The organism is Nocardioides caeni, from assembly GCF_004912195.1.
GTDB lineage: Bacteria > Actinomycetota > Actinomycetes > Propionibacteriales > Nocardioidaceae > Nocardioides > Nocardioides caeni.
In genome coordinates, this window is sequence record NZ_STGW01000004.1 from 273,729 (window position 1) to 297,206 (window position 23,478).

General features: G+C 71.6%; 22 protein-coding genes. 13 read left to right on the forward strand and 9 right to left on the reverse strand.

Going from position 1 to position 23,478, the window contains the following annotated elements:
* Positions 1 to 6 precede the first annotated feature (6 nt).
* From E9934_RS08990 to E9934_RS09010, 5 genes are all read left to right on the forward strand, one after another.
* On the forward strand, positions 7 to 1,182 hold the full coding sequence (locus E9934_RS08990) for an iron-containing alcohol dehydrogenase family protein (RefSeq protein ID WP_158294969.1): 1,176 nt from the start codon (positions 7 to 9) through the stop codon (positions 1,180 to 1,182).
* On the forward strand, positions 1,179 to 2,645 hold the full coding sequence (locus tag E9934_RS08995; RefSeq protein ID WP_202977249.1) for an aldehyde dehydrogenase family protein: 1,467 nt from the start codon (positions 1,179 to 1,181) through the stop codon (positions 2,643 to 2,645). Before E9934_RS08990 ends, E9934_RS08995 begins: the two co-directional genes overlap by 4 nt.
* Positions 2,646 to 2,911: 266 nt before the next feature.
* Positions 2,912 to 4,045 carry a sugar ABC transporter substrate-binding protein gene (locus E9934_RS09000; protein ID WP_136562535.1) on the forward strand — a complete coding sequence of 378 codons (1,134 nt, stop codon included), beginning with the start codon at positions 2,912 to 2,914 and terminating at the stop codon, positions 4,043 to 4,045.
* A 2-nt stretch (positions 4,046 to 4,047) separates the two neighbouring features.
* On the forward strand, positions 4,048 to 5,556 hold the full coding sequence (locus tag E9934_RS09005) for a sugar ABC transporter ATP-binding protein (RefSeq protein ID WP_136562536.1): 1,509 nt from the start codon (positions 4,048 to 4,050) through the stop codon (positions 5,554 to 5,556).
* Complete coding sequence (locus E9934_RS09010; RefSeq protein WP_136562537.1) at positions 5,553 to 6,632, forward strand: ABC transporter permease; 1,080 nt, start codon at positions 5,553 to 5,555, stop codon at positions 6,630 to 6,632. The genes E9934_RS09005 and E9934_RS09010 overlap by 4 nt, the downstream gene beginning before the upstream one ends.
* Positions 6,633 to 6,727: 95 nt before the next feature.
* Here E9934_RS09010 and E9934_RS09015 read toward each other — a convergent pair whose 3' ends face one another.
* Genes E9934_RS09015 through E9934_RS09035 form a run of 5 tightly spaced genes read right to left on the reverse strand, consistent with a single transcriptional unit; the run spans position 6,728 to position 11,566 of the window.
* Positions 6,728 to 7,510, reverse strand: a complete 783-nt coding sequence (locus E9934_RS09015) for an SDR family NAD(P)-dependent oxidoreductase (protein WP_136562538.1) — start codon at positions 7,508 to 7,510, stop codon at positions 6,728 to 6,730.
* 54 nt (positions 7,511 to 7,564) lie between these two features.
* A complete protein-coding gene (locus E9934_RS09020; protein WP_136562539.1) occupies positions 7,565 to 8,824 on the reverse strand; it encodes an acyl-CoA dehydrogenase family protein in 1,260 nt (419 codons plus the stop codon).
* Entirely contained in the window at positions 8,825 to 9,958 is a 1,134-nt protein-coding gene (locus E9934_RS09025; RefSeq protein WP_338036701.1) for an NADP-dependent oxidoreductase, read from the reverse strand.
* Positions 9,847 to 11,079, reverse strand: coding sequence for a cytochrome P450 (locus E9934_RS09030; protein ID WP_136562540.1), 1,233 nt, complete (start codon positions 11,077 to 11,079; stop codon positions 9,847 to 9,849). Before E9934_RS09030 ends, E9934_RS09025 begins: the two co-directional genes overlap by 112 nt.
* Positions 11,072 to 11,566 carry a nuclear transport factor 2 family protein gene (locus tag E9934_RS09035; RefSeq protein ID WP_136562541.1) on the reverse strand — a complete coding sequence of 165 codons (495 nt, stop codon included), beginning with the start codon at positions 11,564 to 11,566 and terminating at the stop codon, positions 11,072 to 11,074. Before E9934_RS09035 ends, E9934_RS09030 begins: the two co-directional genes overlap by 8 nt.
* Before the next feature lie 237 nt (positions 11,567 to 11,803).
* On the opposite strand from E9934_RS09035, the gene E9934_RS09040 reads away from it, so the two are divergent.
* The gene (locus E9934_RS09040) at positions 11,804 to 13,456 is read left to right on the forward strand and encodes a diflavin oxidoreductase (protein ID WP_136562542.1); all 1,653 of its coding nucleotides are present in this window, start codon (positions 11,804 to 11,806) and stop codon (positions 13,454 to 13,456) included.
* On the opposite strand, the gene E9934_RS09045 is transcribed toward E9934_RS09040, so the two are convergent.
* Positions 13,450 to 14,784, reverse strand: coding sequence for an amidohydrolase family protein (locus E9934_RS09045; protein WP_158294970.1), 1,335 nt, complete (start codon positions 14,782 to 14,784; stop codon positions 13,450 to 13,452). The two genes, E9934_RS09040 and E9934_RS09045, sit on opposite strands and share 7 nt — an antisense overlap.
* Entirely contained in the window at positions 14,774 to 15,802 is a 1,029-nt protein-coding gene (locus E9934_RS09050) for an enoyl-CoA hydratase/isomerase family protein (RefSeq protein ID WP_136562544.1), read from the reverse strand. The genes E9934_RS09045 and E9934_RS09050 overlap by 11 nt, the downstream gene beginning before the upstream one ends.
* A 10-nt stretch (positions 15,803 to 15,812) precedes the next feature.
* Here E9934_RS09050 and E9934_RS09055 point away from each other — a divergent pair, with 10 nt between their 5' ends.
* The 6 genes from E9934_RS09055 (at position 15,813) to E9934_RS09080 (ending at position 21,056) form a co-directional block, all read left to right on the forward strand.
* Positions 15,813 to 17,123: a CoA transferase gene (locus tag E9934_RS09055; protein WP_158294971.1), complete on the forward strand. Its 1,311-nt coding sequence runs from the start codon at positions 15,813 to 15,815 to the stop codon at positions 17,121 to 17,123.
* Between the two features lie 138 nt (positions 17,124 to 17,261).
* Positions 17,262 to 17,711, forward strand: a complete 450-nt coding sequence (locus E9934_RS09060) for an acyl-CoA thioesterase (RefSeq protein WP_136562546.1) — start codon at positions 17,262 to 17,264, stop codon at positions 17,709 to 17,711.
* The gene (locus E9934_RS09065; RefSeq protein WP_136562547.1) at positions 17,704 to 18,792 is read left to right on the forward strand and encodes a zinc-dependent alcohol dehydrogenase; all 1,089 of its coding nucleotides are present in this window, start codon (positions 17,704 to 17,706) and stop codon (positions 18,790 to 18,792) included. The genes E9934_RS09060 and E9934_RS09065 overlap by 8 nt, the downstream gene beginning before the upstream one ends.
* Positions 18,789 to 19,541: an SDR family NAD(P)-dependent oxidoreductase gene (locus E9934_RS09070; RefSeq protein WP_136562548.1), complete on the forward strand. Its 753-nt coding sequence runs from the start codon at positions 18,789 to 18,791 to the stop codon at positions 19,539 to 19,541. The genes E9934_RS09065 and E9934_RS09070 overlap by 4 nt, the downstream gene beginning before the upstream one ends.
* A 2-nt stretch (positions 19,542 to 19,543) precedes the next feature.
* Positions 19,544 to 20,152, forward strand: a complete 609-nt coding sequence (locus E9934_RS09075) for a creatininase family protein (RefSeq protein ID WP_136562549.1) — start codon at positions 19,544 to 19,546, stop codon at positions 20,150 to 20,152.
* Between the two features lie 577 nt (positions 20,153 to 20,729).
* On the forward strand, positions 20,730 to 21,056 hold the full coding sequence (locus tag E9934_RS09080; protein ID WP_136562550.1) for a helix-turn-helix transcriptional regulator: 327 nt from the start codon (positions 20,730 to 20,732) through the stop codon (positions 21,054 to 21,056).
* Between the two features lie 371 nt (positions 21,057 to 21,427).
* Here the strand turns inward: E9934_RS09080 and E9934_RS09085 are convergent, their stop codons facing one another.
* Both E9934_RS09085 and E9934_RS09090 read right to left on the reverse strand, forming a co-directional pair.
* Positions 21,428 to 21,865 carry a hypothetical protein gene (locus E9934_RS09085; RefSeq protein ID WP_136562551.1) on the reverse strand — a complete coding sequence of 146 codons (438 nt, stop codon included), beginning with the start codon at positions 21,863 to 21,865 and terminating at the stop codon, positions 21,428 to 21,430.
* Positions 21,862 to 22,119 carry a hypothetical protein gene (locus E9934_RS09090; protein ID WP_136562552.1) on the reverse strand — a complete coding sequence of 86 codons (258 nt, stop codon included), beginning with the start codon at positions 22,117 to 22,119 and terminating at the stop codon, positions 21,862 to 21,864. The genes E9934_RS09085 and E9934_RS09090 overlap by 4 nt, the downstream gene beginning before the upstream one ends.
* A 506-nt stretch (positions 22,120 to 22,625) precedes the next feature.
* Between E9934_RS09090 and E9934_RS09095 the strand changes: the two genes are divergently transcribed.
* Complete coding sequence (locus tag E9934_RS09095; protein ID WP_136562553.1) at positions 22,626 to 23,477, forward strand: GIY-YIG nuclease family protein; 852 nt, start codon at positions 22,626 to 22,628, stop codon at positions 23,475 to 23,477.
* The last annotated feature ends 1 nt before the right edge of the window (position 23,478 follow it).

Consider the following 23,478-nt stretch of genomic DNA (forward strand, 5'->3'; position numbering starts at 1 on the left):
GTGCCCATGATCGCGATCGACGAATTCCTCTTCCCCCGACGCCTCGTCGCAGCACCCGGGGCGGCCAGTCGCCTCGGGCGACTGATGCTCGGCGACCAGGTCCCCCTCGGGGCGGTGATGGTGATCGCCGACTCGATCGTGCACGAGCTCGGTCTCGACCGTGGCCTCGTGACCGACCTGGAGGACAACGGCTACCAGCCTCTCGTGTTCGCGGAGATCACCGGCGAGCCGGACGACCTCGTCCTCAAGCGGGCCGTCGCCGCCGCGCGCTCGGCCGGCGCGGTCGCGTTCATCGGGATCGGCGGCGGCAGTGCCCTCGACGTCGCCAAGCTCGTGGCGCATGCGGTCGGCGGGGACGTCGAGCCCGACGAACTGCGCGGCCCGGTGGCGCCGATCGCAGACTTCCCCTTCCTCGCCCTGGTCCCGACGACCGTCGGCACCGGCGCGGAGGCAACCCGAGTCGCCATGTTCGCCGTGGGCGGCGCCAAGCGGGCCGTGCTCAGCCCGCAGTTCGTCCCCGCCGTGGCCGTCCTCGACGCGGACCTCGTCGCCGGTCTCCCTGCACCGGTGGTTGCGGCAACGGCGCTGGACGCCCTCTCGCACGCGCTCGAGTCGGCCATGTCCACGACCAGCAACGACCTCACCTGGCAGTTCTCCGTGCAGGCCGCGAGGACTGTCCTCGACCGGCTCCCCCCGGCGTTGGCGGGTGACGCCGAGGCACGTGGCGACCTGCTCTATGCGTCCTTCCTCGCCGGCGTCGCTCTCAACGCGGGCGTCGTGCTCGGGCACAGCATGAGCTACGTCCTGGCCGCACGCCACGGGCTGGCGCACGGCGTGGGCTGCTCGCTCGCACTTCCCTACTGCCTGGCCTACAACCAGACGATGGACGCCCCTCGCGCCGCCCGGCTCGCCGCCGAGGTGCTGCAGGACGAGGCGTCCGGTCTCCTGGACCTCGCGACCCGCGTCGCCCGCCTCTCGGCGGACGCGGGCCTGCCCACCGACCTGCTCGGCTTCGGCTCAGGCACGGAGGAGCCGGCGCAGCTCGCAGCGCGTGTCGTCTCCGACTACCCCCGGCCCACCAACCCCGTGCCCCTCGAGACGGGGCGCCTGACCACCTTGATCACCCACCTGCGCTCCGGCGACCTCGCCGGCGCCTGGACCGCGATGGGGGCCACCCCGTGACCCGACCGACCGATGCCGCCCCGACCCGTTACCGAGCCCTGGTCGGCGGTGAGTGGATCGACGCCGGCGACGACTGGCTGGACGTCCGCGACCCGTCCTCCTGGGGCAACGTGATCGCGCAGGTCCCGAGCCTCTCCGCCGAGACCGTCCGCGGGGCCTTCAAGTCCGCACGCGAGGGAGCCGAGGAGTGGGCCGCGACCGGCGCCCTCGACCGCGGCGCCGTGCTCTTCCGCGCCGCGGCCCTCCTGCGGGAGCGGGCGCCCGAGCTCACCGCCCTCCTCACCCGGGAGAACGGCAAGACCACCGCCGAGGCGACCGTCGAGGTCGCGAAGTCCGCGGAGTTCTTCGAGTTCTACGCGGGGATGGCCCGCCTGCCCTACGGCGAGCTGATCCACGACGCGCGCCCCCGCACCACGACGAGCGTCCGTCGCGAGCCCGTCGGCGTGGTGCTGGTGATCACCCCCTGGAACGACCCCCTGCTGACCCCGGCGCGCAAGCTGGCGCCCGCGCTCTTCGCCGGCAACGCCGTCGTCCTCAAGCCGGCGAGCGACACCCCGGCGATCGCGCTCGAGCTCGTCCGCGCGCTCGTCGACGCCGGCGTGCCCCCGCGCGCTGTCACCACCGTCACCGGCCGCGCGTCGGTGATCGCCGACGCGCTGATCGAGTCCGAGGAGATCGACGCCGTCACCTTCACCGGCTCGACCGAGGTGGGGCTCGACCTCCAGCGCTCGCTGGCGGGCCGCAACCTGCGGGTTCAGACGGAGATGGGCGGCAAGAACGCCGCCATCGTGCTGGCGGATGCCGACCTGGAGCTGGCCGCCGACACCATCGCGGCTGCCGGGTTCGCCCAGGCCGGGCAGCGTTGCACGGCGACCAGCCGGGTGCTCGTCGAGGCGTCCGTGCACGACGCCCTCCTCCAACTCCTCGAGGAGCGGGCCGCGCGCCTGGTGCCCGGTCCCGGCGGCGCCGACGGCACCACCCTCTGCCCGGCGATCAACCCCGGGGCGCGCGACGAGATCCTCCGTCACGTCGAGGGCGCCCGGTCAGAGGGTGCGCACGTCGTCACGGGCACGGACGTCGCCCAACTGCCGGACGACGGCTGCTACGTCGCGCCCACCGTCGTCGCCGACGTGACCTCCGACATGGCGATCTGGACGCAGGAGGTCTTCGGTCCCGTCGTCGCGGTCATGCCCGTCGACGGGCTGGCACGGGCCATCGACGCAGCGAACGCCTCGGAGTACGGCCTCTCCGCCGCGCTCTTCACCCGCGACCTCGGTGCCGCCGACACCTTCCTCGACCGGATCCGGACCGGCCAGGCGGCCGTGAACCTGCCGACCTCAGGCTGGGATGTCCACCACCCGTTCGGCGGCTTCAAGCTGTCGGGATCGGCTCACAAGGAACAGGGCCTGGAGGCCCTGCACTTCTACCAGCGCGTCAAGACCTGCGCCGTCCGCGCGATCTGACGGAGCCGCACCCGCGGACCGACCCGACAGGCCGGGCGCGCGCCGGGGACCACGCCCCCGTGCCGCCGCCCGGCCTGCTGGCGCGCCCTGACGTGGCGCATTCCTCCCCACAAATTTCCTCTATTTGTCATGAGAAACTCTTGACGAACCCCGCTCCTGTGCGGTGAACTTCACACGCCACATCACCGTGTCGCACGTCACATCAACCGCCGCTCAGTGCTCGTGATCGGGACCGCACCGCAGGGTCGGCAGGTACAGGAGGAATCATGAACATCTCTCGCCCTCGCCGGCTGGCCATGGCCGCCGCCGGCGTCGTCGGCGCCGCGGCGCTCGCCGCGTGCAGCTCGGGCTCCGAGGCGAGCCTCGGGGACGGGGAGGTCACCCAGGAGGTGCGCGACATCGTCGCGACGTCGACCGAGGTGCCGACCTCCATCGTGCAGACCGAGCCGCTCTCCTCGGTCCCCGAGAAGAAGTCCGTCGCCTTCATCGTCTGCGCCGACCCCACCTGCGAGATCCTGGGCGGCTTCCTCGAGGACGCGGTGTCGACCTTCGGCTGGGAGTTCACCGCGATCAACGCGCCCGCCACCGACTTCGGATCGGCCGTGCAGCAGGCCATCGACCTCGACGTCGACTACATCGCCGGCACCGGCAGTGACATCGCCACCTTCAAGACGGCCTTCGACGCCGCCGAGGAGGCCGGCATCCCCTACTTCAGCTGCTACTCCAGCGACGTGCCGGCCGGTCCCGAGAACAACCTCTACGCCAACTGCTACGACGTCACCGCCAACGACGCCTACGGCAAGGCCCTCACGTCCTGGATGATCCAGGACGGCGACGGCTCGGCGTCGATCGGCGTCGTCTCGATCCCGGAGTTCCCGACGCTCGCCGCCTCCGCCGCAGCGGTGCACCGCTACGCCGACGAGCTGTGCGAGGCCTGCGCGGTCAAGGACCTCGAGCTCACGGTCGACGACCTGGTGTCGGGCGGCTCGCCGAACGCGATCGTCTCCTTCCTGCAGTCCAACCCGGACATCGAGTACCTCTACCTGACCTTCGGCAACTTCGAGGTCGGCCTCGGCCAGGCCCTCAAGAGCGCCGGCCTCGACGGCGTCAAGGTCGTCGGCGTGCAGCCCCAGCAGCCCCAGGTGAAGTCCATGATCAGCGGCGACACCGACGCGTGGCTGGCCACGCCGCAGGAGAACGCCATGTGGACGCTGGCCGACCAGATGGCGCGGGTCGCGACGGGCGACTGGAACGTCGAGCAGGAGCGCGCCGCCACCATTCCGCCGGTCTACATCCTCGACAGCGTCGAGGACGCCGAGGCCATCGAGGACCTCGCTGACGGCTGGCCCGGTCCGGACGGCTTCAAGGACCAGTACAAGGCTCTCTGGGGCGTTGGCTGACCATGAACGCGCTCGACATCCGAGGACTCTCGAAGACGTTCTCCGGTCATGTCGTTCTCCACGGCGTGGACCTCACCGTACGACGCGGTGAGGTCCACGCCCTCGTGGGTCAGAACGGCTCCGGCAAGTCGACCCTGATCAAGGTCCTCGCGGGCTACCACGCCCCCGACGCCGGGGCCACGGCCCAGGTCCTCGGCCGGGAACTGACGCTCGGCTCGGCCGCCGCGGCCGACCGGCTCAACATCCGGTTCGTCCACCAGGATCTCGGTCTGGCCAACGACCTGACCCTGACCGAGAACATCATGCTGGGGCGCCGCTACCCGCGACGTGCCGGGATCGCGATCGACTGGCCGAAGGCGCGGCGCATCGCCCACGAGTGCATCAGCCGCACCGGGCCCGCGATCGACGTCAACCGCACGGTCGCCGAGTTCGGCATCGCCGAGCGGACCCGCATCGCGATCGCTCGCGCCCTGCCGGACAACGACGACCCAGCCCTCATCGTGCTCGACGAGCCGACCGCGGCACTGCCGGCCCAGGACGTCGAGAAGCTCTTCGACACGATCCGCGGCCTGACGGCGGCGGGCAACGCGGTGCTCCTCGTGTCCCACCACCTCGACGAGATCCTGGGCGTGTCCGACACCGTGACGGTCCTGCGCGACGGCGCACGGGTCGCGACGGTGCCGACCGCCGAGGTCGACAAGCACAGCCTCACCGAGCTCATCATCGGTCGTGCCCTCAGCCGTGACGTCGAGCGTGCGCCGAGGGCGGTCGACGACAGTCGACCCATCGCCACGATCGAGGGCCTGAGCGGTACGTCCCTGCTCGACATCGACATCGACCTGCGGCCCGGCGAGATCGTCGGCATCGCCGGTCTGACCGGCTCCGGCCGCGAGGAGGTCGCGGCGCTGGTGACCGGCAGGACCCACCGCGACGGCGGCACCGTCCGCATCGGCAGTCGCTCCGTCCCCTCGGGCGACCCGCGCGCGGCCCTGGCTGCCGGTATGGCGTGGATCGTCGGCGAGCGGGCCCGCTACGCGGTCTTCCCCGCCATGGACCTGCGCTCCAACATCACGATCGGTGACGTGGGTCGTCACCAGCGCGGCGGTCGCCTGCGCCACCACGACGAGCGGGCAGAGGCACGCGACTGGATCCACGAGCTCGGCATCGTCGCCAGCGGCACCGACGCCGACATCGCCACGCTGTCCGGTGGCAACCAGCAGAAGGCGCTCGTGGCGCGGGCGCTCCGGCTGAAGCCCGCCGTCCTGGTCCTCGACGACCCGACGGCCGGTATCGACATCGGGGCGCGCCAGCAGGTCCACGGCATCATCGCCGGCCGCGCCGACGAGAGCATGGCGGTCCTCATCACCTCGACCGACAGCGAGGAGCTGGCCCGGCTCTGCGACCGGGTGCTCGTGCTGGCCCGCGGTCGCGTCGTGGCCGAGCTCGCCCGCGGCGTGGACCTCGACGCCGCCACCATCGACCACACCCAAGTCTCAGGAGTACCAGCATGAGAACCAACGCACCCGCCCCCGAGGCACCGTCGACCCGCAACCTGAAGTCGGCCTCTGCCTCGCAGCGCCAGCCCCTGAGCATCACGATCGGGCGCTACAGCGCCCTCATCCTGTGGGTGGGCTTCACCGTGCTCTTCGGGATCCTGAGGCCGGACACCTTCCTCACCTCGGTCACCTGGCGCCTCACGATCAGCGAGGGCGTCGTGACCGCCGTCGTCGCACTGGCCTTCCTCATCCCGCTCGTCGCGGGCGTCTACGACCTCTCGGTCGGCGCGACGATGGGGACCGGCCTGGTGCTGATGAACTGGGTCGGCATCAACCATCCCGGGGTGCCGCTGTGGCTCGCCGCGCTCGGTGTGCTGCTCGCCTGCGCCTTCGTCGGGCTGTGCTCATCCATCATCATCGTGCGCTTCCGGGTCGACTCGCTCATCGCGACCCTGGGCGTCAGCCAGGTGCTCCTCGCGTTCCAGCTCTTCATGTCCGAGAACCGCCAGATGACCGGTGCGTTCGACGACGGGTGGCTCGACCTGGGCACCCGCCAGGTCATGGGAGTGCCGATCGTCGCGCTCTACCTCCTCGTCCTCGCGCTGCTGCTCTGGTTCGTCCTCGAGCACACACCCGTCGGTCGTCACCTCCGCGCGGTGGGCAGCAACCCCGAAGCCGCCCGGCTCGCGGGACTCGGTGTGGAGCGACTGATCACCGGGTCGCTGATGTGCTCCGCCATGGTCGGCGGCCTGGCCGGCATCATCTTCTCGATGAAGGTCGGCACCTACAGCTCCAGCATCGGCCCGGGCCTGCTGTTCCCCGCGCTCGCGGCCGTGTTCTTCGGCGCCTCTCAGTTCGCGCGCCGTCCCAACGTCTGGGGCACCCTCATCGCGTACTTCGCGCTGGCGTTCGGCGTGAAGGGCCTGCAGCTGACGTTCGGTCCGGGCACCTTCTGGATCCAGCCGCTCTTCCAGGGCGCGACGCTGCTGATCGCCGTCGCCATGGCCAGCCGCGTCGTCGGCCAGACGCGGCGCAGCCGCCGGCTCCAGAAGGACGCCGAGCAGGGCACCGCGACCCCGACGGGATCCTGACACCGCACGCGACATCCTCCGCAACAGCAATCCGGCCGGCCCCCGAGGGGGCCGGCCGGATCTGCGTTCGGGTGGTGGGCGGAGCGCCTGTCGGCTCAGTACGGCGAGGTGCCGCCGTCGACGTTGAGGAGCGCACCGGTGATGCCACCGCCGGCGGGCCCGGAGAGCAGCACTGCCATCGCCCCGATCTCCTCGACCGTGTTCAGTCGCTTGATCATGGACTCGGCGGCATAGGTGCCCTTGTACTCGTCGTAGGTCATCCCGTTCTGCTCGGCCCACTGCGGGCCGACCTCGCGCATCAGGTCGGTCTCGACCGCGCCGGGGCAGATCGCGTTGCAGGTGATGCCCTGCTCGCCGTACTCGGCCGCGACGGCCTTGGTCAGCCCGTTCATCGCGTGCTTGGCGGCGGTGTAGTGGGCGACGGTCTGCTTGTTGCCGACCTTGCCCTCGACCGACGAGATGTTGATGATCCGTCCGTAGCCCTGCTCGCGCATCGGGCGCAGCGCGGCGCGCGTGGCCCAGAAGGCCGAGTGCACGATGAAGGTGAAGGCCTTCTCCCACGCCTCGTCGGTCAGCTCGTGCACCAGCGCGAAGCCGTCGCTGCCGCCGGCGTTGTTGACCAGGACGTCCAGGCGTCCGAAGTGCTCGACCGTCGCGTCGACCCAGCCGGCGACCTGGTCGCGGTCCTGGGCGTCGCCCGCGAGGAAGAGGGTCCGGTCGGCCTGGCCGATCTCGGCGAGCGCCTTCTCCCCCTTCTCGGCCGAGCGGCCCGTGAGCGCGACCTGCGCGCCTTCGGCGAGGAGCGCCTCGACGATGCCCCTCCCGATGCCTCGGCTACCGGCGGTCACCAGTGCGACCTTTCCTTGCAAGCTGCCCATCGTTTCTCCTTCGGTGTGGTCGACGGGCCGGCAGGCGTGCCGCCTCGTCGGGGTTCAGCGGGGGATGTCCTTCCACGGGGTGTTCTTGTCACCCCGTGGCTCGGCCGGCAGGCCGAGGAGCCGCTCGGCGATCAGGTTGCGCTGGATCTCGTCGGAGCCGCCGGCGATGCGGTAGCCGGGTGCGCCGAGGACGTGCTCGGTCCAGGCGAAGGTGTCGGGCGTGCCGTCGTCGACGACGAGGGACGGCCCGAGGGCGTCGTGGGCGAAGTCCGACACCTGGCGCAGGCGGTTGACCCACTGCAGCTTGCGCATCGACCCGACGACGTCGGTCGAGGCCCGGTCCGTGGCCGCGCCGTCGCGGGCGAGCGCGACCTCCGCCAGGGTGTGCGAGACGACGAGGTCCGCGAGGCGCTGGCGCAGCTCGGGGTCGTCGAGGGCGCCCGTCGAGCGCGCGAGCGCGATGGCGTCGTCGAGCCCGCCGCCGGTCTCGGTGTTCTCACCGCTCGACGTGCGCTCGAACCCGAGCGTGGTCAGCCCGACCTTCCAGCCCTCGCCCACCTCTCCGACGCGGAGGGTGTCGGGGACGCGCACCTCGGTGAGGAAGACCTCGTTGAAGCTGGAGCCGCCGGACATCTGCCGCAGCGGGCGGACTTCGACGCCCTCGGCGTCGAGGGGGATCATGAACGCGGTGATGCCGCGATGCTTGGGCGCGTCCGGGTCGGTGCGGGCCAGGAGCTCCCCCCATTGGGCGAACTGCGCTCCCGAGGTCCAGACCTTCTGCCCCGTGACCACCCAGTGGTCGCCGTCGCGCCGGGCGCGGGTCGCCAGACCGGCGAGGTCGCTGCCCGCTCCCGGCTCGGAGAAGAGCTGGCAGGCCAGCAGGTCGCCGCGCAGCATCGGCGCGACGAGTGCCCGCAGCTCGGCAGTGCGGTCGAACGCCCGCAGGGTCGGGGCGATGAGGTGCAGGGTGACCGAGACGAGCTCGTGGGCGGCGGGTACGTCGTACTCGGCCTCGAGCCGGGCAAAGGCCTGCTCGAAAGCCGGCGGCAGGCCGGCACCGCCGAGGTCGAGCGGCCAGTCGATCGCCCCGAAGCCCGCCTCGTGCTTGCGACGCACCCAGTCGGTGAGGCGAGCGATCAGCGCCGCCTCCTCGTCGTGGGCGAGGTCGTGGAAGACGGCGAGCGACGACCTCTCCCCGACCGTGCCTGCCGTGCCGGCGGTCCCCCGCCGCGGCAGACCCTGGCGGGACAGCCAGTCGCGAGCCCGCTCGACGAACTCCTCGAGCGTCTCGGTGCGGGCGGGGGTGAGCGTCATTCAGTCCTCCAGGGAGACGAGGGCCTTGCCGGTCACGGCACGCCCGTCGAGCAGGGTGAGGAAGCCGGAGAAGGCCTCGTCGATGCCGTGGCCGACGTAGGTCTCGGGGCTGACGACGGCGCCGCTGCGGACCAGGCCCGTCATCTCGTCCAGGAACTCCTGCCGACGGCCGTCGTGGTCGCCGACGATGAAGCCCTCCATGCGCAGCCGGCGCCAGATCATCAGCAGCAGGTTGCGCGGCCCCGGCACGGGCTCCGTCGCGTTGTAGACGGCGATGGCACCACACAGGGCGATCCGGCCGTTGTCGCGCATGGCGCGGATGGCCGCCTCGAGGTGTTCGGCGCCGACGTTGTCGAAGTAGACGTCCAGCCCCGGTCGGTCCACCTCGGCCAGTGCCCCCGCGAGCAGGTCGCGCACCGAGCCGTCGTGGTAGTCGAAGGCGGTGTCGAACCCGAAGTCCGCCACGACCCGCTTCGCCTTGTCCTGGCTGCCGCAGCTGCCGATCGTCGTGCAGCCTCGGGCCTTGGCGAGCTGGCCCGCAATGGCACCGACTCCGCCCGCGGCGGACGACACGAACACCGTCTCGCCGTCACGGAGCCCGGCGATCGCGTGGAGGCCCACCCAGGCGGTGAAGCCGGTCTGCCCCAGCGCGCCGAGGTGATCGGTGGCCTTGAGGCCCTCCACGTCGACGACCTCGAGGTCCTGCGGTGCGAGGGCGGCGTACTCCCGCCACCCCTGCTGGTGCACGACGACCGAGCCGACCGGCACCGCGGGGTCGTCGGAACGCTCGACCACGCCGGTGGCGTGGCCCGTCATCGCCTCGCCGAGGGCGTAGGGCTCGACGTAGCTCGCGGCCTCCGACATCCGGCCCCGCATGTAGGGCTCCACGGACATCGCGGTGTTGCGGACCAGCAGCTGGTCGGCGCCGAGCACGAGGTCGCAGGTCACGACGTCGACGTCGTCGGGCACCGGGGTGCCCACGGGCCGACGGACAAGGTGGACCTCGCGGTTCCTGATGGTCGTCACTCCGCGACGTCCCACTCGAGCCAGAGGTCCTCGAGGCCGAGCTGCGGACCGGTCTCGCGCAGCTCGTCGACCTGGACGGCGCGGTAGTGCGGGATGCGCTTGTGCCACTCCTCCAGGGCGATGTTCATCTCCCGGCGCGCCAGGTGGGTGCCGAGGCACTTGTGGGGGCCGGCGGCGAAGGCGAGGTGGCCGGTCGCGTCGGTCCGGTTGAAGTCGACCCGCGCGGGGTCGGCGTACTTGGTCTCGTCGCGGGTTGCCGACGGCACGGTGAGCATCGCCATCTCCCCGGCCGCCATGGGGCAGCCGTGGAACTCGGTGTCCTGGACGACCTTGCGGCCGTCCATGACGATCGAGTAGACGCGCACCATCTCCTCGACCGCGACCGGGATGAGGCCCGGGTCGTCGAGGATCTGCTGGCGGTCCTCGGGGTGCTCGGCGAGGTGCAGCATCGTGTAGCCGAGCTGGCTCTTGACGGTGTCGAGGCCGGCGAGGACGAGCACGCCGCAGATGTTGAGGAACTCCTCGTCCGTGATCGGCTCGTCGCCGATGTGCGAGCGGCTGAGGTCGGTGAAGAAGTCGTCCTCGCGCGGGTTGGCCTTGCGGTCCGCGAGGAGGTCGACGAAGTAGCCCCGGATGCTCGCCTGGGCCTGCGCCATCGCGTCGGCCGCGCCCTCTGCCTCGGCGCCCAGGCCGCCGAAGACGGTCTCCACCCAGCCCACGAATTGCTTGGAGTCCTCGTGGGGCAGTCCGAGGATCTCGAGGAAGACCTTGGTGGGGAACTCCTTGGCGAACTCCTCCACGAAGTTGACCCGGCCCTTGGCCACCATCGGCTCGATGAACGAGATGGCGTGCTCGCGGATCTGCTCCTCGCGATCACGGATGGCACGCGGCGAGAACGGTGCGTTCAGCACGCGCCGGTAGAGCTTGTGCTTCGGCGGGTTCTCCATGGTCGGGATCCAGTGCCAGTCGGGCTCGGGAACCGTCGGGATCGTGGCCTCGCTGCTGAAGACCTCGTGGTCGTGGAAGGCGTCGCGCACCGTCTGGTCGTCGAGCAGCATCCAGAAGCCACCGCCGTAGGTGTTCCACACGATCGGCGACAGCGCCCGGAGCCGGTCGAGCTCGGAGTGGTAGCTGTGGATCGGCATCGGCTGGTTGAAGTCGAAGTGGACCACGGGACAGCCGCCCTTGGTCTGTCCGTCGAGGACCTCGACGGCGTGCTGGTCAGACATGGGTGGCCTCCGTGCGGTGGTCGGGGACGAGGGAACCGAGGGTGACGGGCCGGTGCTCGATGGTGCCGACGACCAGACGCAGCGAGCGGATGCGCCAGGCGCCGTCGACGCACTGCAGCTCCATGTCGTAGCGGCTGTTCATCATCATCGTGACGCCGGGCTCGTCGAAGGACACCTGGTGCGAGGTCAGGTAGGCGACCGCTGTGGCGTGGTCGCCGGCCACCTCGACGCGCATGGGCCGCAACGAGTGCTGCTGCCAGCGCAGGTGGGCGGTGGCGCCGGGCACCCAGCGGGCGATGGCCGGTCCGCCGACCAGGTCACCGTCGACGTCGTACGACGCGGTCGCGTCGGGATGGAAGAGCTGCTCGAGGGTCGTCCCGTCCCGCTCGTCGCAGGCCAGGCCGTAGGCCGTCATCACCTCGGTCACGCGCAGCCGCTCCACGGCCGCACGGGCAAGGTCCTCGGTCTCGAGGTCGCGCTCCAGCATTCTCTGTCTCCTGTCGTGCCCGGCACGTTGTCCTGGGCGCCGGCCGTGCCGTCGAGGTCCCGTGACCCCGATCACGACGGGCGTGACCCCGATTACACTGACCGGCAGCGGCGAAGTCAATGCTTCCGAGGAATTTTCCTCATGAGGTTTTCGTCTGCCGCGCTTGACAGCGACGGGCAAAGATCCTCATGATGTTTCATCGTGACTCGGCTCACACCGCTGACCCAAGGAGACCCGATGACCTCCCCCGCAGACCGTCCCGCCGTCCACGTCCTCTTCGGCAGCCAGACCGGCAATGCCGAGATCATCGCGATGGACACCGCGGACGCGTTCGGCGCCGCCGGCCTGACCGCGAAGCTGCTCGCCATGGACGAGATCGGCTGTGCGGACCTCGTCGCGATGACCCACGTGGTCGTCGTGAGCTCGACGTACGACGACGGCGACATGCCCGACAACGCGCAGGACCTGTGGGACGAGCTCGACAGCGACTCCCCCGACCTGGCCCACGTCCGGTTCGCCGTGCTCGCCCTGGGCGACTCCTCCTACGACGACTTCTGCGCGGCGGGCCGGCACTTCGACGAGAGGTTCGCCGAGCTGGGGGCGCACCGCGTCCTCGAGCGGGTCGACTGCGACCTCGACTACGAGCAGCCGTCGCGGCAGTGGATCACGGCCGTCGTCGAGACGTTCACGGCCCTGGGCGACGACGCCACCGTCGAGACCCGGGCAGTCGACGTCGCCCCGGCCGCTCGCGACGAGCGCTGGACCCGGCGCACGCCCTTCCTGGCCGATCTCACCGCCTCGGTGCGCCTGTCCGGCGAAGGGTCGCGCAAGGCGGTGGTCCACTACGAGGTCGACCTCGCCGACAGCGGCATCGCCTACGAGCCCGGCGACTCGCTGGGCCTGGTGCCGGTCAACCCCCCGGCGCTCGTCACCGGTGTGCTCGAAGCGCTCGGGGTCGGCGCCGACGACGCAACACCGACGGGTGAGGGATCGTGGAGCGAGGTGCTCACCCACCAGCGCGAGCTCCGCCTCCCCGGCCGGGAGCTTCTCGCCTGGGCCGCCGAGGCCTCGGCCGATCCCGAGGTGACGCACCTGCTGTCCACCGGCGACCGGGAGGCGGTCGACGCCTGGCTCTGGGGTCGGGACGTCCTCGACCTGGTCGGCATGGTCCCCGCCGGGGCCCGTGACGCCGGCACCGTGCTCGGCCTGTTGGCGTCGATCCAGCACCGGTCCTACTCGATCAGCTCCGCTCCGTCGTCCAGCCCCGGCACCGCCGAGCTGCTGGTGTCCTGCGTGGGCTACCACCGCGACGGGCGCGATCGGGTCGGCGCGGGGTCCAGCACGCTGCAGTCCGCCGCGCCCGATCTCACGGCGGGGGGAACGGCGACGGTCAAGGTCGCCGTCTTCCTCGCCCCCAACCCCAGCTTCCGCCTCCCCGATGCGGACCGTCCGGTGATCATGGTCGGACCGGGCGTCGGGGTCGCACCCTTCCGGTCGTTCCTGCTGGAGCGCGCGGCACGGGGCACCGCCGGTCGCAACTGGCTCTTCTTCGGCGACCAGCACGAGGCGTGCGACTTCCACTACCGCGAGGAGCTGGAGGGCTGGACCGCCAGCGGCCTGCTCACCGAGCTGACCACAGCCTTCTCCCGCGACCAGGACCACAAGGTCTACGTCCAGGACAGGCTGGTTGCCCGTGGCGAGGACGTCTTCCGGTGGCTCGAGGACGGCGCACACTTCTACGTGTGCGGCGACGGTTCCCAGATGTCGCACGCGGTCGAGGCGGCACTCGTCGAGGTCGTCGCCAAGCACGGCGACCGCTCCGAGGCCGAGGCGTGGGACTACGTGGCCGACCTCAAGCGGCAGCGGCGCTACTCCCAGGACGTCTACTGAGCCACGAGCCGGCCGCCGATGACGGTGGCCCGCACCGGAGCCGTCGTTCCGCCTCCGGCCACCCTCGCCAGCACCTCGTCGAGCGGGCCGTCGAGCAGGCACAGGTCGGCGGGCGCGCCGACCCCGACGCGGCGCTCCGGACCGGCTGGGAGGGCCGGAGCCGTCAGGTAGGAGCCGAGCGCGGACCGCGCGTCCCAGGTCTCGTCCGCCAGCCAGGGTGAGCCGGCCTCGGGCAGGCCGCCGGAGGACAGGGCTATCGAGGTCCACGGGTTCGGGTCGCCGTACGGCGCGTCGCTGCTGAGGACCACGTCGACCCCCCGTGCCCGCAGACCGCCCATGCGCCACAGCCACGGACGGTCCTCGGGGTCGACCGCCTCCAGCAGCGCGCGACCGCGCCGGGCAGGAATCGACGGCTGGGTGACCACCACGACCCCGAGCTCCGCGAGCCGGTCGGCCGTCGCGTCGTCACACACCGCGGCGTGCTCGACGCGGTCGCCCGGCACGACGCCGACCTCTCCGAGCACGGCGACGGCCAAGGCCAGCGCCGTCCGCGAGACGGCGTGCAGGGCCACGGCGCGGCCCTCGTCCCGTGCCGCCAGGACGCCGGTCCGGAGGCGCTCCCAGGTGTCGTCGTCGTGGTCGGTCACCACGACCTTGCGGGGCAGGTCGGTGGCGACGGCGCCGAGCGACCAGACCCGCTGGGGCACCGACGATCGGACGAACTCCAGCGTGGCGGCGTCCAGGTCCGGAGTCGCGTCGGTCAGGCCGGTGACCCCCCAGCCCGCGAGCTCGCGCCCCAGGTGCGCGAGCTGCGCCACGAGCGTCAGCCGCTCGGCGGCGCCAGCCACCCGGCCGCGCTCGCGCCAGAGCCGGCCGGTCCGCCGCTCCTCATCGGTCAGGTGCTCGGTGAGCTCCGCCGTCGCGGCGGAGTTGAGGACCCACAGGGCACCCGAGCGGTGCTGTGCCCGGACCGGCCGGGAGGGCCACACGGCGTCGAGGTCGGCCCTCGTCACGTCGTCGTCGCCCAGCCCGACCACGCGCAGCCAACCCCGGTCAGCTGCGTCAGCGGCGTCGGATCCCTCGATCGGGGTCGGGAGCGGGCCGCCGGCCAGGTCCAGTGACACCCGGGTGGCCGCGGCGGCCAGGACGTGGACGTGGTGGTCCTGCAGACCCGGCAGGAGCGCCCCGCCACGGGCCTCGAGGATCCGGTCGCCCGGGTCGGTGGTCAGCCCGGGGGCGAGGGCGACGATCCGCCCGTCGGCCGCCCGGCAGTCGAGACGTACGCCGTCGACGAGCGCTCCGCGGATAAGCAGCGGATCAGTCGACACCGTCGACCAGCCCCCACTCGAGGGCGAGCTCGACACCGATGCGGCGTCCCGACAACGCCCACCAGAGGACCCGGTGGCGTCCGATGCGACGGGTCAGGCTCACCGTGCCCCCGGCTCCGGGCACCAGGCCCATCGCCAGCTCGGGGAGCCCGAGGACGGTGCTCTCCGCGGCGCGCACGTCGCCGGCGAAGGCAGCGATCTCGATGCCCGAGCCGATGCAGTGGCCGTGCAGGTGCACGGTCACCCGGTCCCGGAGCCGGTCGGTCGCCAGCCCGGGGTGCGCGACCACCCGCAGCCGGTGGGCCGCCGCCGGGTCCGGGGCCGACCCGAACTCGTCGAGGTCGCCGCCCGCGCAGAAGTCGCGGCCCTCGCCGCGCAGCGACACCGTCGCCTCGGGCGCCAGCGCAGCGACCTCGAGTGCTTCCAGCAACGCGTCGCGCATGCGGGCGTCGTAGGCGTTGCGACGTGCAGAGCGGGTCAGGGTGACCTCCAGCAGGTCGCCCTCCCGCCGGAGGGCGACCCGGGACAGGTCGAGGTCCGACGGCCGCTGGATGGGCGGGTTCTCCTCCCGCCACCGGCGGAACTCCGCGCCGGCCAGCAGGGAGGAGTACGTCGCCGACTCGGCCACGACGCCGTCGCGGGCGGGGAGCACGGCGGTGAGCCTCAGCAGCCGAGCCAGGGCCCAGGTCGCGTGCGGGCTCCGCGCACTCGTCGCGTGCAGGGCGGCGAGATCCGCCTCGACGTCGTCGCTCACGACGACACCGCGGAGGTCGCTCGCGCGCGAGCCCCGTGGGGCCAGGGCGACGTCGAGCAGGTCGAGCAGCCCCGGGACCGGTCGCTCGTCGCCGAGCAGGCCGACCACCACCGCGCCAGCGGGAGCCACGTCGGCCACCGAGCCGTCGCTGAGCGTTCGATCGACGTCCGGCGCGGCGGCGTCGACCACCACGAGGGGGGATGCATCGAGCGGGCCGGGCACCATGGGCCCGGACTCCGCCAGCAGCGCCGGGAGGTCGAGCATGATGGGGAGTATGCCACCGCCGCCGCCGACACCCCGCGCCTCCGAGGTCGGCCGGCAGCTCCTGACCGCGCTCGGGTACGGCGGCCTCCCGGTCTCGCTCCCCGACCGCACGCCGCTCGAGGACTGGGCGGAGTCCGGGCTGATGGACCTCACCCGGGACACCGCCGGTCGTCCGCTCCGGCCGCGAGGCGTGCCGGCGACGGTGGCGCGCGGTGCCGCCGCGGCGCTGGTCGCGGTGGCCTCCGAGCGGTTCGGTCGCTCGCCCGCCGGCGGTGAGCTGGACGGCGCCCACCTCCTCGCGGAGCGCGCGGCGCTGGCCGTCGCCGACGGTGACCCCGGCAACCGACATCTCCGACGGCCGTCCGCGGCCGTGTCCCACGGGGGGCGCGCCCGCTTCGTCCCGGCGTACGACGGCTGGTGGGTGCTGCACCTGGCCCGGGAGTCCGACGTGGAGCTCGTCCCGGCCCTGGTCGAGGCCGAGCTGCCCGGGCATGCCGGGACCGAGGACGCCGAGACCGTCGAGGAGGCATGGGCCGCGGTCGAGCAGTGGTCCGCCGGACGGCCTGTGGCGGAGGTGGTCGAGCGGGCGGTGCTGCTCGGGCTGCCGGCGGCGGCGCCCGGGGAGACGCCGGCAGGGACGGTGCCCTGGTCGGCGGACTCCCGCTCCGCGCTCGGGCGGCCGACCCGGCCCGGCGCGCCGGCCAGGGTGGTCGCCCTGGGGGCACTGTGGGCGGGGCCGCTGGCTGCCCAGCTGCTCGGCGAGGCCGGCTTCGAGGTGGTGCACGTCGAGAGCGTCGGACGCCCCGACGCGTCCCGGTGGGGCGATCCCGGGCTGCACGAGTTGCTGCACCGCGGGAGCGAGCAGGTGCGCGTGGACTTCGGCACGAGCGCGGGGCGAGCCGAACTGCACGCGCTCGTCTCGTCCGCCGACGTCGTCGTCGAGGCGAGCCGGCCGCGGGCGCTGGAGGGCCTCGGGGTGGCGCCGCGCCACGTGCTCGGCGACGGGCGTGCCCGGACGTGGCTCCAGCTGACCGGGCACGGTCCGGACCAGGCGCTGCGGGTGGGGTTCGGGGACGACGCGGCGGTCGCCGGCGGCCTGGTGGCGGAGCACCCTGACGGCACGCCTGCGTTCTGCGGTGACGCGCTCGCTGATCCCCTGGGCGGGCTGGCCGGGGCGCTCGCCGTGGCAGCGCTGCACCGCCCCGACCGCACGACCCGGGTGGCGGTGTCGCTCGCGGGGGTCGCGGCCTACTGCCGGTCGGCTGGCGACGTCACGTGGCCGGCGGTGCTCCCGGCGGCGGGCCGTCCCCGCCACCGTTGACCGACGCCACCTAAATATCATGAGAAATACCCCGGAATTCGTTGACACCGGCCGCCGCCCGCCGCTGTAATCGGGCAACGGCCCCATCGCGCCCAGGCCCGAGCGCGCCGACGCAGGGCCGAGCGACGAGGAGTTCCGATGACCAGCACCGCCACCCCTGCCGACGCCGACGTGGCGTCGGTCGCGATCACGACGCACTACTACCAGTTCGACCAGCAGGGCGTCGTCTTCAACATGTGGTACCTCTCGTTCCTCGAGGATGCGCGCAACGCCTGGTTCGCCCACACCGGCTACCCCCTCACCCAACTGCTCGCCGACGGCTTCGACATCCAGGTGGTCCACGTCGACCTCGGCTGGCGGGCTGCTGTGCGCTACGGGGACGAGGTGCGGGTCGAGGTCCGCACCGAACGCGTCGGCACCACCAGCCTCACCCTCCGTTTCGACGTCGTCGCCCGGGGCGAGGTCTGCGCGACCGGCACGTCGACCTACGTCATCGTCGACTCCAGCGTCGGGGGGCGGGCCACCCCCGTCCCTGCGGCGATGCGGGCAGCGCTCACGGCGGCGCCCGGGCGCGACGGCGATGTTTGAGGGCTACGGCCTGGCGACCGCCCGGAGCGTGCGGTCCCTCCGCTTCAACGGCCCGGGGACGGCCCTGACCCTCGAGGAGCTCGCGGCACCCACACGGGGGTCCGGCGAGTGCCTGGTCAGGGTCGGCTCGGTCGGCCTCTGCGGCTCCGACGCCCACATCGTGTCGGGCCACACCCCGACCGGCCACCTTCCGATCACGCTCGGCCACGAGATCGCCGGCACCGTCGTCGAGTCCTCCGCCGGTGCGCACGTCGCCGTCGGCGACCGGGTGTTCGTCAACCCGATCCTCGGCTGCGGGACCTGCCGCGCCTGCGCGGACCAGGAGACCAACCTCTGCCCCCGGCGCCGGATGCTCGGCATCCAGGTCGACGGGGGCCTGACCCAGCTGCTCGCCGTCCCGGTCGGCAACGTCGTGCCGCTGCCGCCCGGGACCGACCTCCTCTCCGCCGCGCTGATCGAGTCCGCGGGCACCGCCCACCACGCCCTGCGGGTCGCGGCCGTGCGAGCCGACGACCTGGTCGTCGTCGTGGGGGTGGGCGGACTCGGCATGCAGGTGCTGCGCCTGGCCCGCTCGCGGGGCGCCCGGGTCCTCGCGCTGGACCTGGACCCCGCGTCGCGGGAACGGGCCCAGGAGGCCGGTGCCGCGGCTGCGCTCGACCCGTCCACCGAGGACGTGGCGGCCCAGCTGGCGGCGCTCGGCGCGGGCGACGGGTGTGACGTGGTGATCGACTGCGTGGGCGCCGCTGCCACCACCGAGGGGGCTCTCGACCTGCTGCGGCCGGGCGGGCGCTGCGTGGTGATCGGCATCGGCGTCGACGCACCGAGGCTCCCCCCGCCCGGTGTGTTCGTACGGCGCTCGCTCACCCTCTCCGCCGTCTACGCCTACAGCGCCGCCGACATCGCCGCCGTGGTGCGCGCTACCGGCGACGGCACCCTGCCCCTGCGGCCCTCCGTGAGCCGGGTGGTGGGACTCGACGAGGTCGAGGACGCCCTGGCCGACCTCGAGGCGCGCCGCGGGTCGCCGGTACGCATCGTCGTCGACCCCTGGCTCGGCACCTCCCACTCCTGGAGCTCGACATGACCACCGACCTGCTCGCCGGACGCCGCATCCTCGTGACCGGAGGCAGCCGCGGCCTCGGCCTGGCCATGGCCCGGGCCGCCGGGGAGGCGGGCGCCGAGCTGGTCCTCGCCGCCCGCAGCCGCACGCAGCTCGACGTCGCCGTGACCGGCCTGGCCGCGGACGGCATCGCCGCCCGCGCCGTGGCGACCGACCTCTCCGATGCCGCACAGGTCGCGGACCTGGTCGCGTCGGTGTCCGAGGGCGGACTCCACGGCGTCATCCACGCCGCCGGCATCCAGCACCGCGAAGCGGCCGCCGACTTCACCGACGACGACCTGCGCCGTGTCCTCGACGTCAACCTCGAGTCGCCGTTCCGGCTGACCCGGGAGCTCGTGCGCCACGACGCCTGCGACACGCTGCGCAGCGTGGTGCTGGTCGGCTCGCTCGGCAGCTCCATCGCGATCCCACGGGCCGTGGCCTATGCCGCCTCCAAGGCCGGCCTCCTGGGGCTCGCCCGCACGCTCGCCGCGGAGTGGGCGCCGCGCGGAATCCGGGTCAACGTGCTCTCCCCGGGCTACTTCCACACCGAGCTCACCGCCGACCTGCTCGACGATCCCGTGCAGCACGCACGGGTCGTCGGGCGGATCCCGATGGGACGCCTCGGGCAGCCCGCCGAGCTCGGGGGCGGCGCGGTCTTCCTGCTCTCCGACTGGGCCAGCTACGTGACCGGGCAGCAGCTCATCGTCGACGGCGGCTGGCTCGGCGCCTGACGATGGAGATCGCCCTCGGCGCCACCACCACGTCCCGCGTGCGCTGCGGCGCGGCGGTTCTCGTTCCGGTCGGGTCGACGGGTCAGCACGACCCTCGCCTGCCGCTGGACACCGACACCGAGCTCGCGGTCGCGGTCGCCGAGGCGGCGGCGAAGCTGCTGCGACGCCGACGCATCGACGTGGTCGTGGCCCCCGCCGTGGCCTACGGAGCGCCCGGTCGCCATCCGCAGGCCGACGGGTCGCTCACCACCAGCACTCCTGTGCTGCAGGCCCTCTTGGTCGACCTAGCCCGTTCGGCCCGATCGTGGGCCGAACGCGTGGTGTTCCTGACCGGACACGACGGGAACGTAGGAGCCGTCGAACGCGCCGTCGCGCAGCTGCGCTCCGAGGGGATGCTGGCGTCGTCCGCCGTAAGGCTGCTCGAGAACCCCGCTGCCCCTGCGGACAACCGGATGAAGACCTCCGTGATGCTGCACCTGCGACCGTGGCGCTTCCGGTCCGGCCGCGATCGGGCGGCGAGCTCCGAAGAAGGCAGGGAGCTGCTCGACCTCGTCGCGTGGCACGTGGCGCAGGAGATCTTGGGCTCACACGGAGTCGGCACGCCGCTCTGAAGCGAGGGGGGCGACCGCAACGCGACATCTGCGACGGAACCCGCTCGTGAGGATCTGAGCAGTTGTTGATCTGGCAGACGCCCACTCCCTTTGCGGGGAGTTGGGCATCTCTGCCTGCGCGTCGGACGCGCTCGTGCCCTAGTCGACCCGCATCCGCGTGGTGCTCCCGAGGAGCCTGGGCGACGAAGACATGCATGCTGCGGACACCGTCGGAGCTCAACCACGCCTGGCAAGATTCGAAATCTCAGATGCCGCGCCTGTCGAGGCTGCGCCACGCGAAGTGATTTCATCCGCCCGCCGACCTCTACGAACTCACCCGCACCATCGTGTGCTGACGTCGCCGACCGCATCCCCGATTCTCATCCCCGCTACGTTCGACCGAAGACCGAAGTGCCACACACCTCTTGCATTCTCGGCGCGGAAACGTCCGGCGTAATCCCTGGCACCGCCGGAGCTACCGCGTCCCCCTATGCCCGAGAAAGTTCACGTCGCGTCCGTGATCGCTCGAGCAGTTGACGATGCTTTAGGAGACCAGGAGGGGTGCAACCAGCACCCACGGGACCGAAACGGGCACGCGATGAGCAACGACGAGCAGCATCCCGATCAACCCGCCCTGTGGGACGAACCCACACCGGAATCGGCGCCGACGCGGAGGCGCACCCGACCACGCCAGGAGGCCGCTCCCCCAGCGCCGCCGAGCGCTGTTGCCGACCCCCAACCCGGCCCCGCCGGTGAACGCCTCTGGACCGCCGCCGACGTGGCGACCTACCTCGGCGTACCCGTCAAGACCGTCTACGCGTGGCGCAGCCGAGGACGCGGGCCCAAGGGATTCCGCATCGGCAAGCACCTCCGTTGGCGGGTGGTTACGGTCTTCGGATGGTCGCTGGAACAGGAGCGCAAGTAGTGATCGTCGAGAAGGCCTGTCCCCGATGCGGCCGACCGTTCTTCGTCTCCGACCGGCCGAAAGCCGGACGCCCGCGTCGATGGTGCAGCGGCACCTGCCGGCGGCTCGCCTCTGAGGAGCGGCGAGCCGCGCAAGCGGGGCACCCGGTCATCACGTCCGTCACCGAACCGGTGAGCCTGGAGCAGCACGTGAGGGCCGTCCTCGACTCCCCCAGTGCCTGTCGACGCATCCTGCGTGAGATCCATGACCGCAGTGCTCGCGGCGAGCTCGTAAACGCGAAATGGAGCTCAGTCGCTGACGAACTTGCCCGCCTCCGTCAGCCTCCCAGGGGCAACCGTTGGATTCGTTAGCCGGATTGTGCCGGACATCCTTCAGGTCCGGCGAGGAGCGGAGGATCGGTCAGGGCGCTGCGGCGTACGACCTTCAGCGGCTTTGAACGCCGTCTCTCGGTAGACCTTCAGCTGCTCGAGGAGGTGCTTGGCAGCCTCGTGTGGCACGGGCGGACCGTCCAACTGAAGAAGCCAATCGATGAGCTTCCTGTCGTCGACGAACCGCACGCCATCGATCACCTTGCCGTCCGGGACCGTCCCTCTCACCGCTCCCCACAGCACCACCGCGGCCTGCACCCTCACGGGCTGTTGGCGCGCGCGATGCTTCGCTCCGCACTCCGCCGTAAGCATGGACCTGGCAAGGGCCTGTGCCCTGACCGCCGCCTTCTTCGCGGACGCAGTCATCTCCGCGACCGCGTTCACATCGACCGAGCTGCGCCACTTGGAGTCCAGGACCACGACGCCGCCCGACCGCGTCACGACCACGTGATCGAGGTCCCGTCCTGCAGCGTGATGCTGTCGACCCAACCCCAGACGAGCCGCCGCCGCTTGGCCTTTCTCAGCTCCGAACGCGTGTTGTCCTCACCCCAAGCACCACGAAGCTGCCAGATCGCCGTGACTTCGTACGCCAGGAAGGCCGAGTTGATGAGGTGAAGAGCAGCAGCGAGCAGGCCGGCATGAAGGAGACCGATGACGTACCACCGCGCCGACAGATCACTGTTGCCGAACGGCACCGAGATGAGCGCTGCACATGCCGCAAACCCACGATCAGGAACGCGATGATACCGAGATTGCGGCGCACCCAACGCCACCGCAGCCGCTTCAACTCACGCCGTGGGAATGGCTGGCACGAACGCATGTCACCCCCTCCGCCTCTGCTATCGGCCCCGAACCACGACCGTCTCGGTTGTAATCAACGAGATTCGTCGCTGCCCGTCAGCGGTGTGACCCATTCGCGGCGAAATGACGCGGGCGCGCCTCGCTCACCTCCGAGCCGTCATTCTTGGTTCATGGGCACCGAAGAGCGTCAGTCACCTCCCCTTGTCGACCAGCTCGCCGATCGAACGGCGCGGACCGCGGAGCGACTTCCTGCCGTGGTTGAGGAACTCGAGACTGACGCCGGCGCGTTTGGAAGCAACAGCCAAGCCCGTCTGGACTTGAATCGTCTGCGCGCACTCAACCGCGACGTATCGCCACAAGGCCGCGTGCGCCGCCGCGGGCGGCCTGACTAACCTCGTCGTTGCGCGACATCGAACAACCGGAGACGCTGGTGTTGACTTTTAACGACCTGCTGACGCTGGAGGGGGTCGACCCTCTGCCGGTGCGGCTTGTACGGCATCAAGATGGTCGCTTCCGAGCGGGGCGCCTCTACGAGGCATGGCGCAGTGACCGGGCCGCCTTCGAGTTCTACCAATCAACTCAATCACGCGACGTGTTTCCGGAGCAGTCCATGCTCGCCAGCTTCATCGTCACCGAGGCCCGCAAGACGGTGTTCGTGGGGCTGTACAGCGTCGGCAGCCGCGGTGCATGTCCCCCCGGTACCAGGGATCGCCTCCTCGACATAGACGTGTCAGGTGAGAATCAATACGACCTAGCGTTGCTCGAAGACATGGCGGATTACCGCGACCGAGTCGTTATCGATTGGGGTCCCGGCACGCGCTCCTGGGTTCAGCGTGCGGTGAACCAGCCCAAGCCTATCCTCGAGATCGCTGAGCAGTACGAACCGCGATTTCCTGGCTTCCGAAACTTCACGCGCCTCATCGACGAGATTCCAACGCTGCCCATGGGGTGGCAACAGGTTCTCCGTAGCGTCAAGGGCATCTATCTCTTGGTCGACGTGGAAACCGGTAAGCAGTACGTCGGCTCAGCCAAAGGAGCCGACAGCCTCCTGGGCCGATGGCTGACCTACGCCACCGACGGCCATGGAGGCAACCTCGCACTGAAGGCGGCCGGGAGGAAGGGGCGGCGGACGTATCAGGTTTCGGTGCTGGAGGTGGTAGATGAGAACACCCCCGACGAGACGATTGAGCAGACCGAGTCCTTCTGGAAGTCGAAGTTGCTCAGCCGGCAGTTCGGCCTCAACCTCGGCTGAG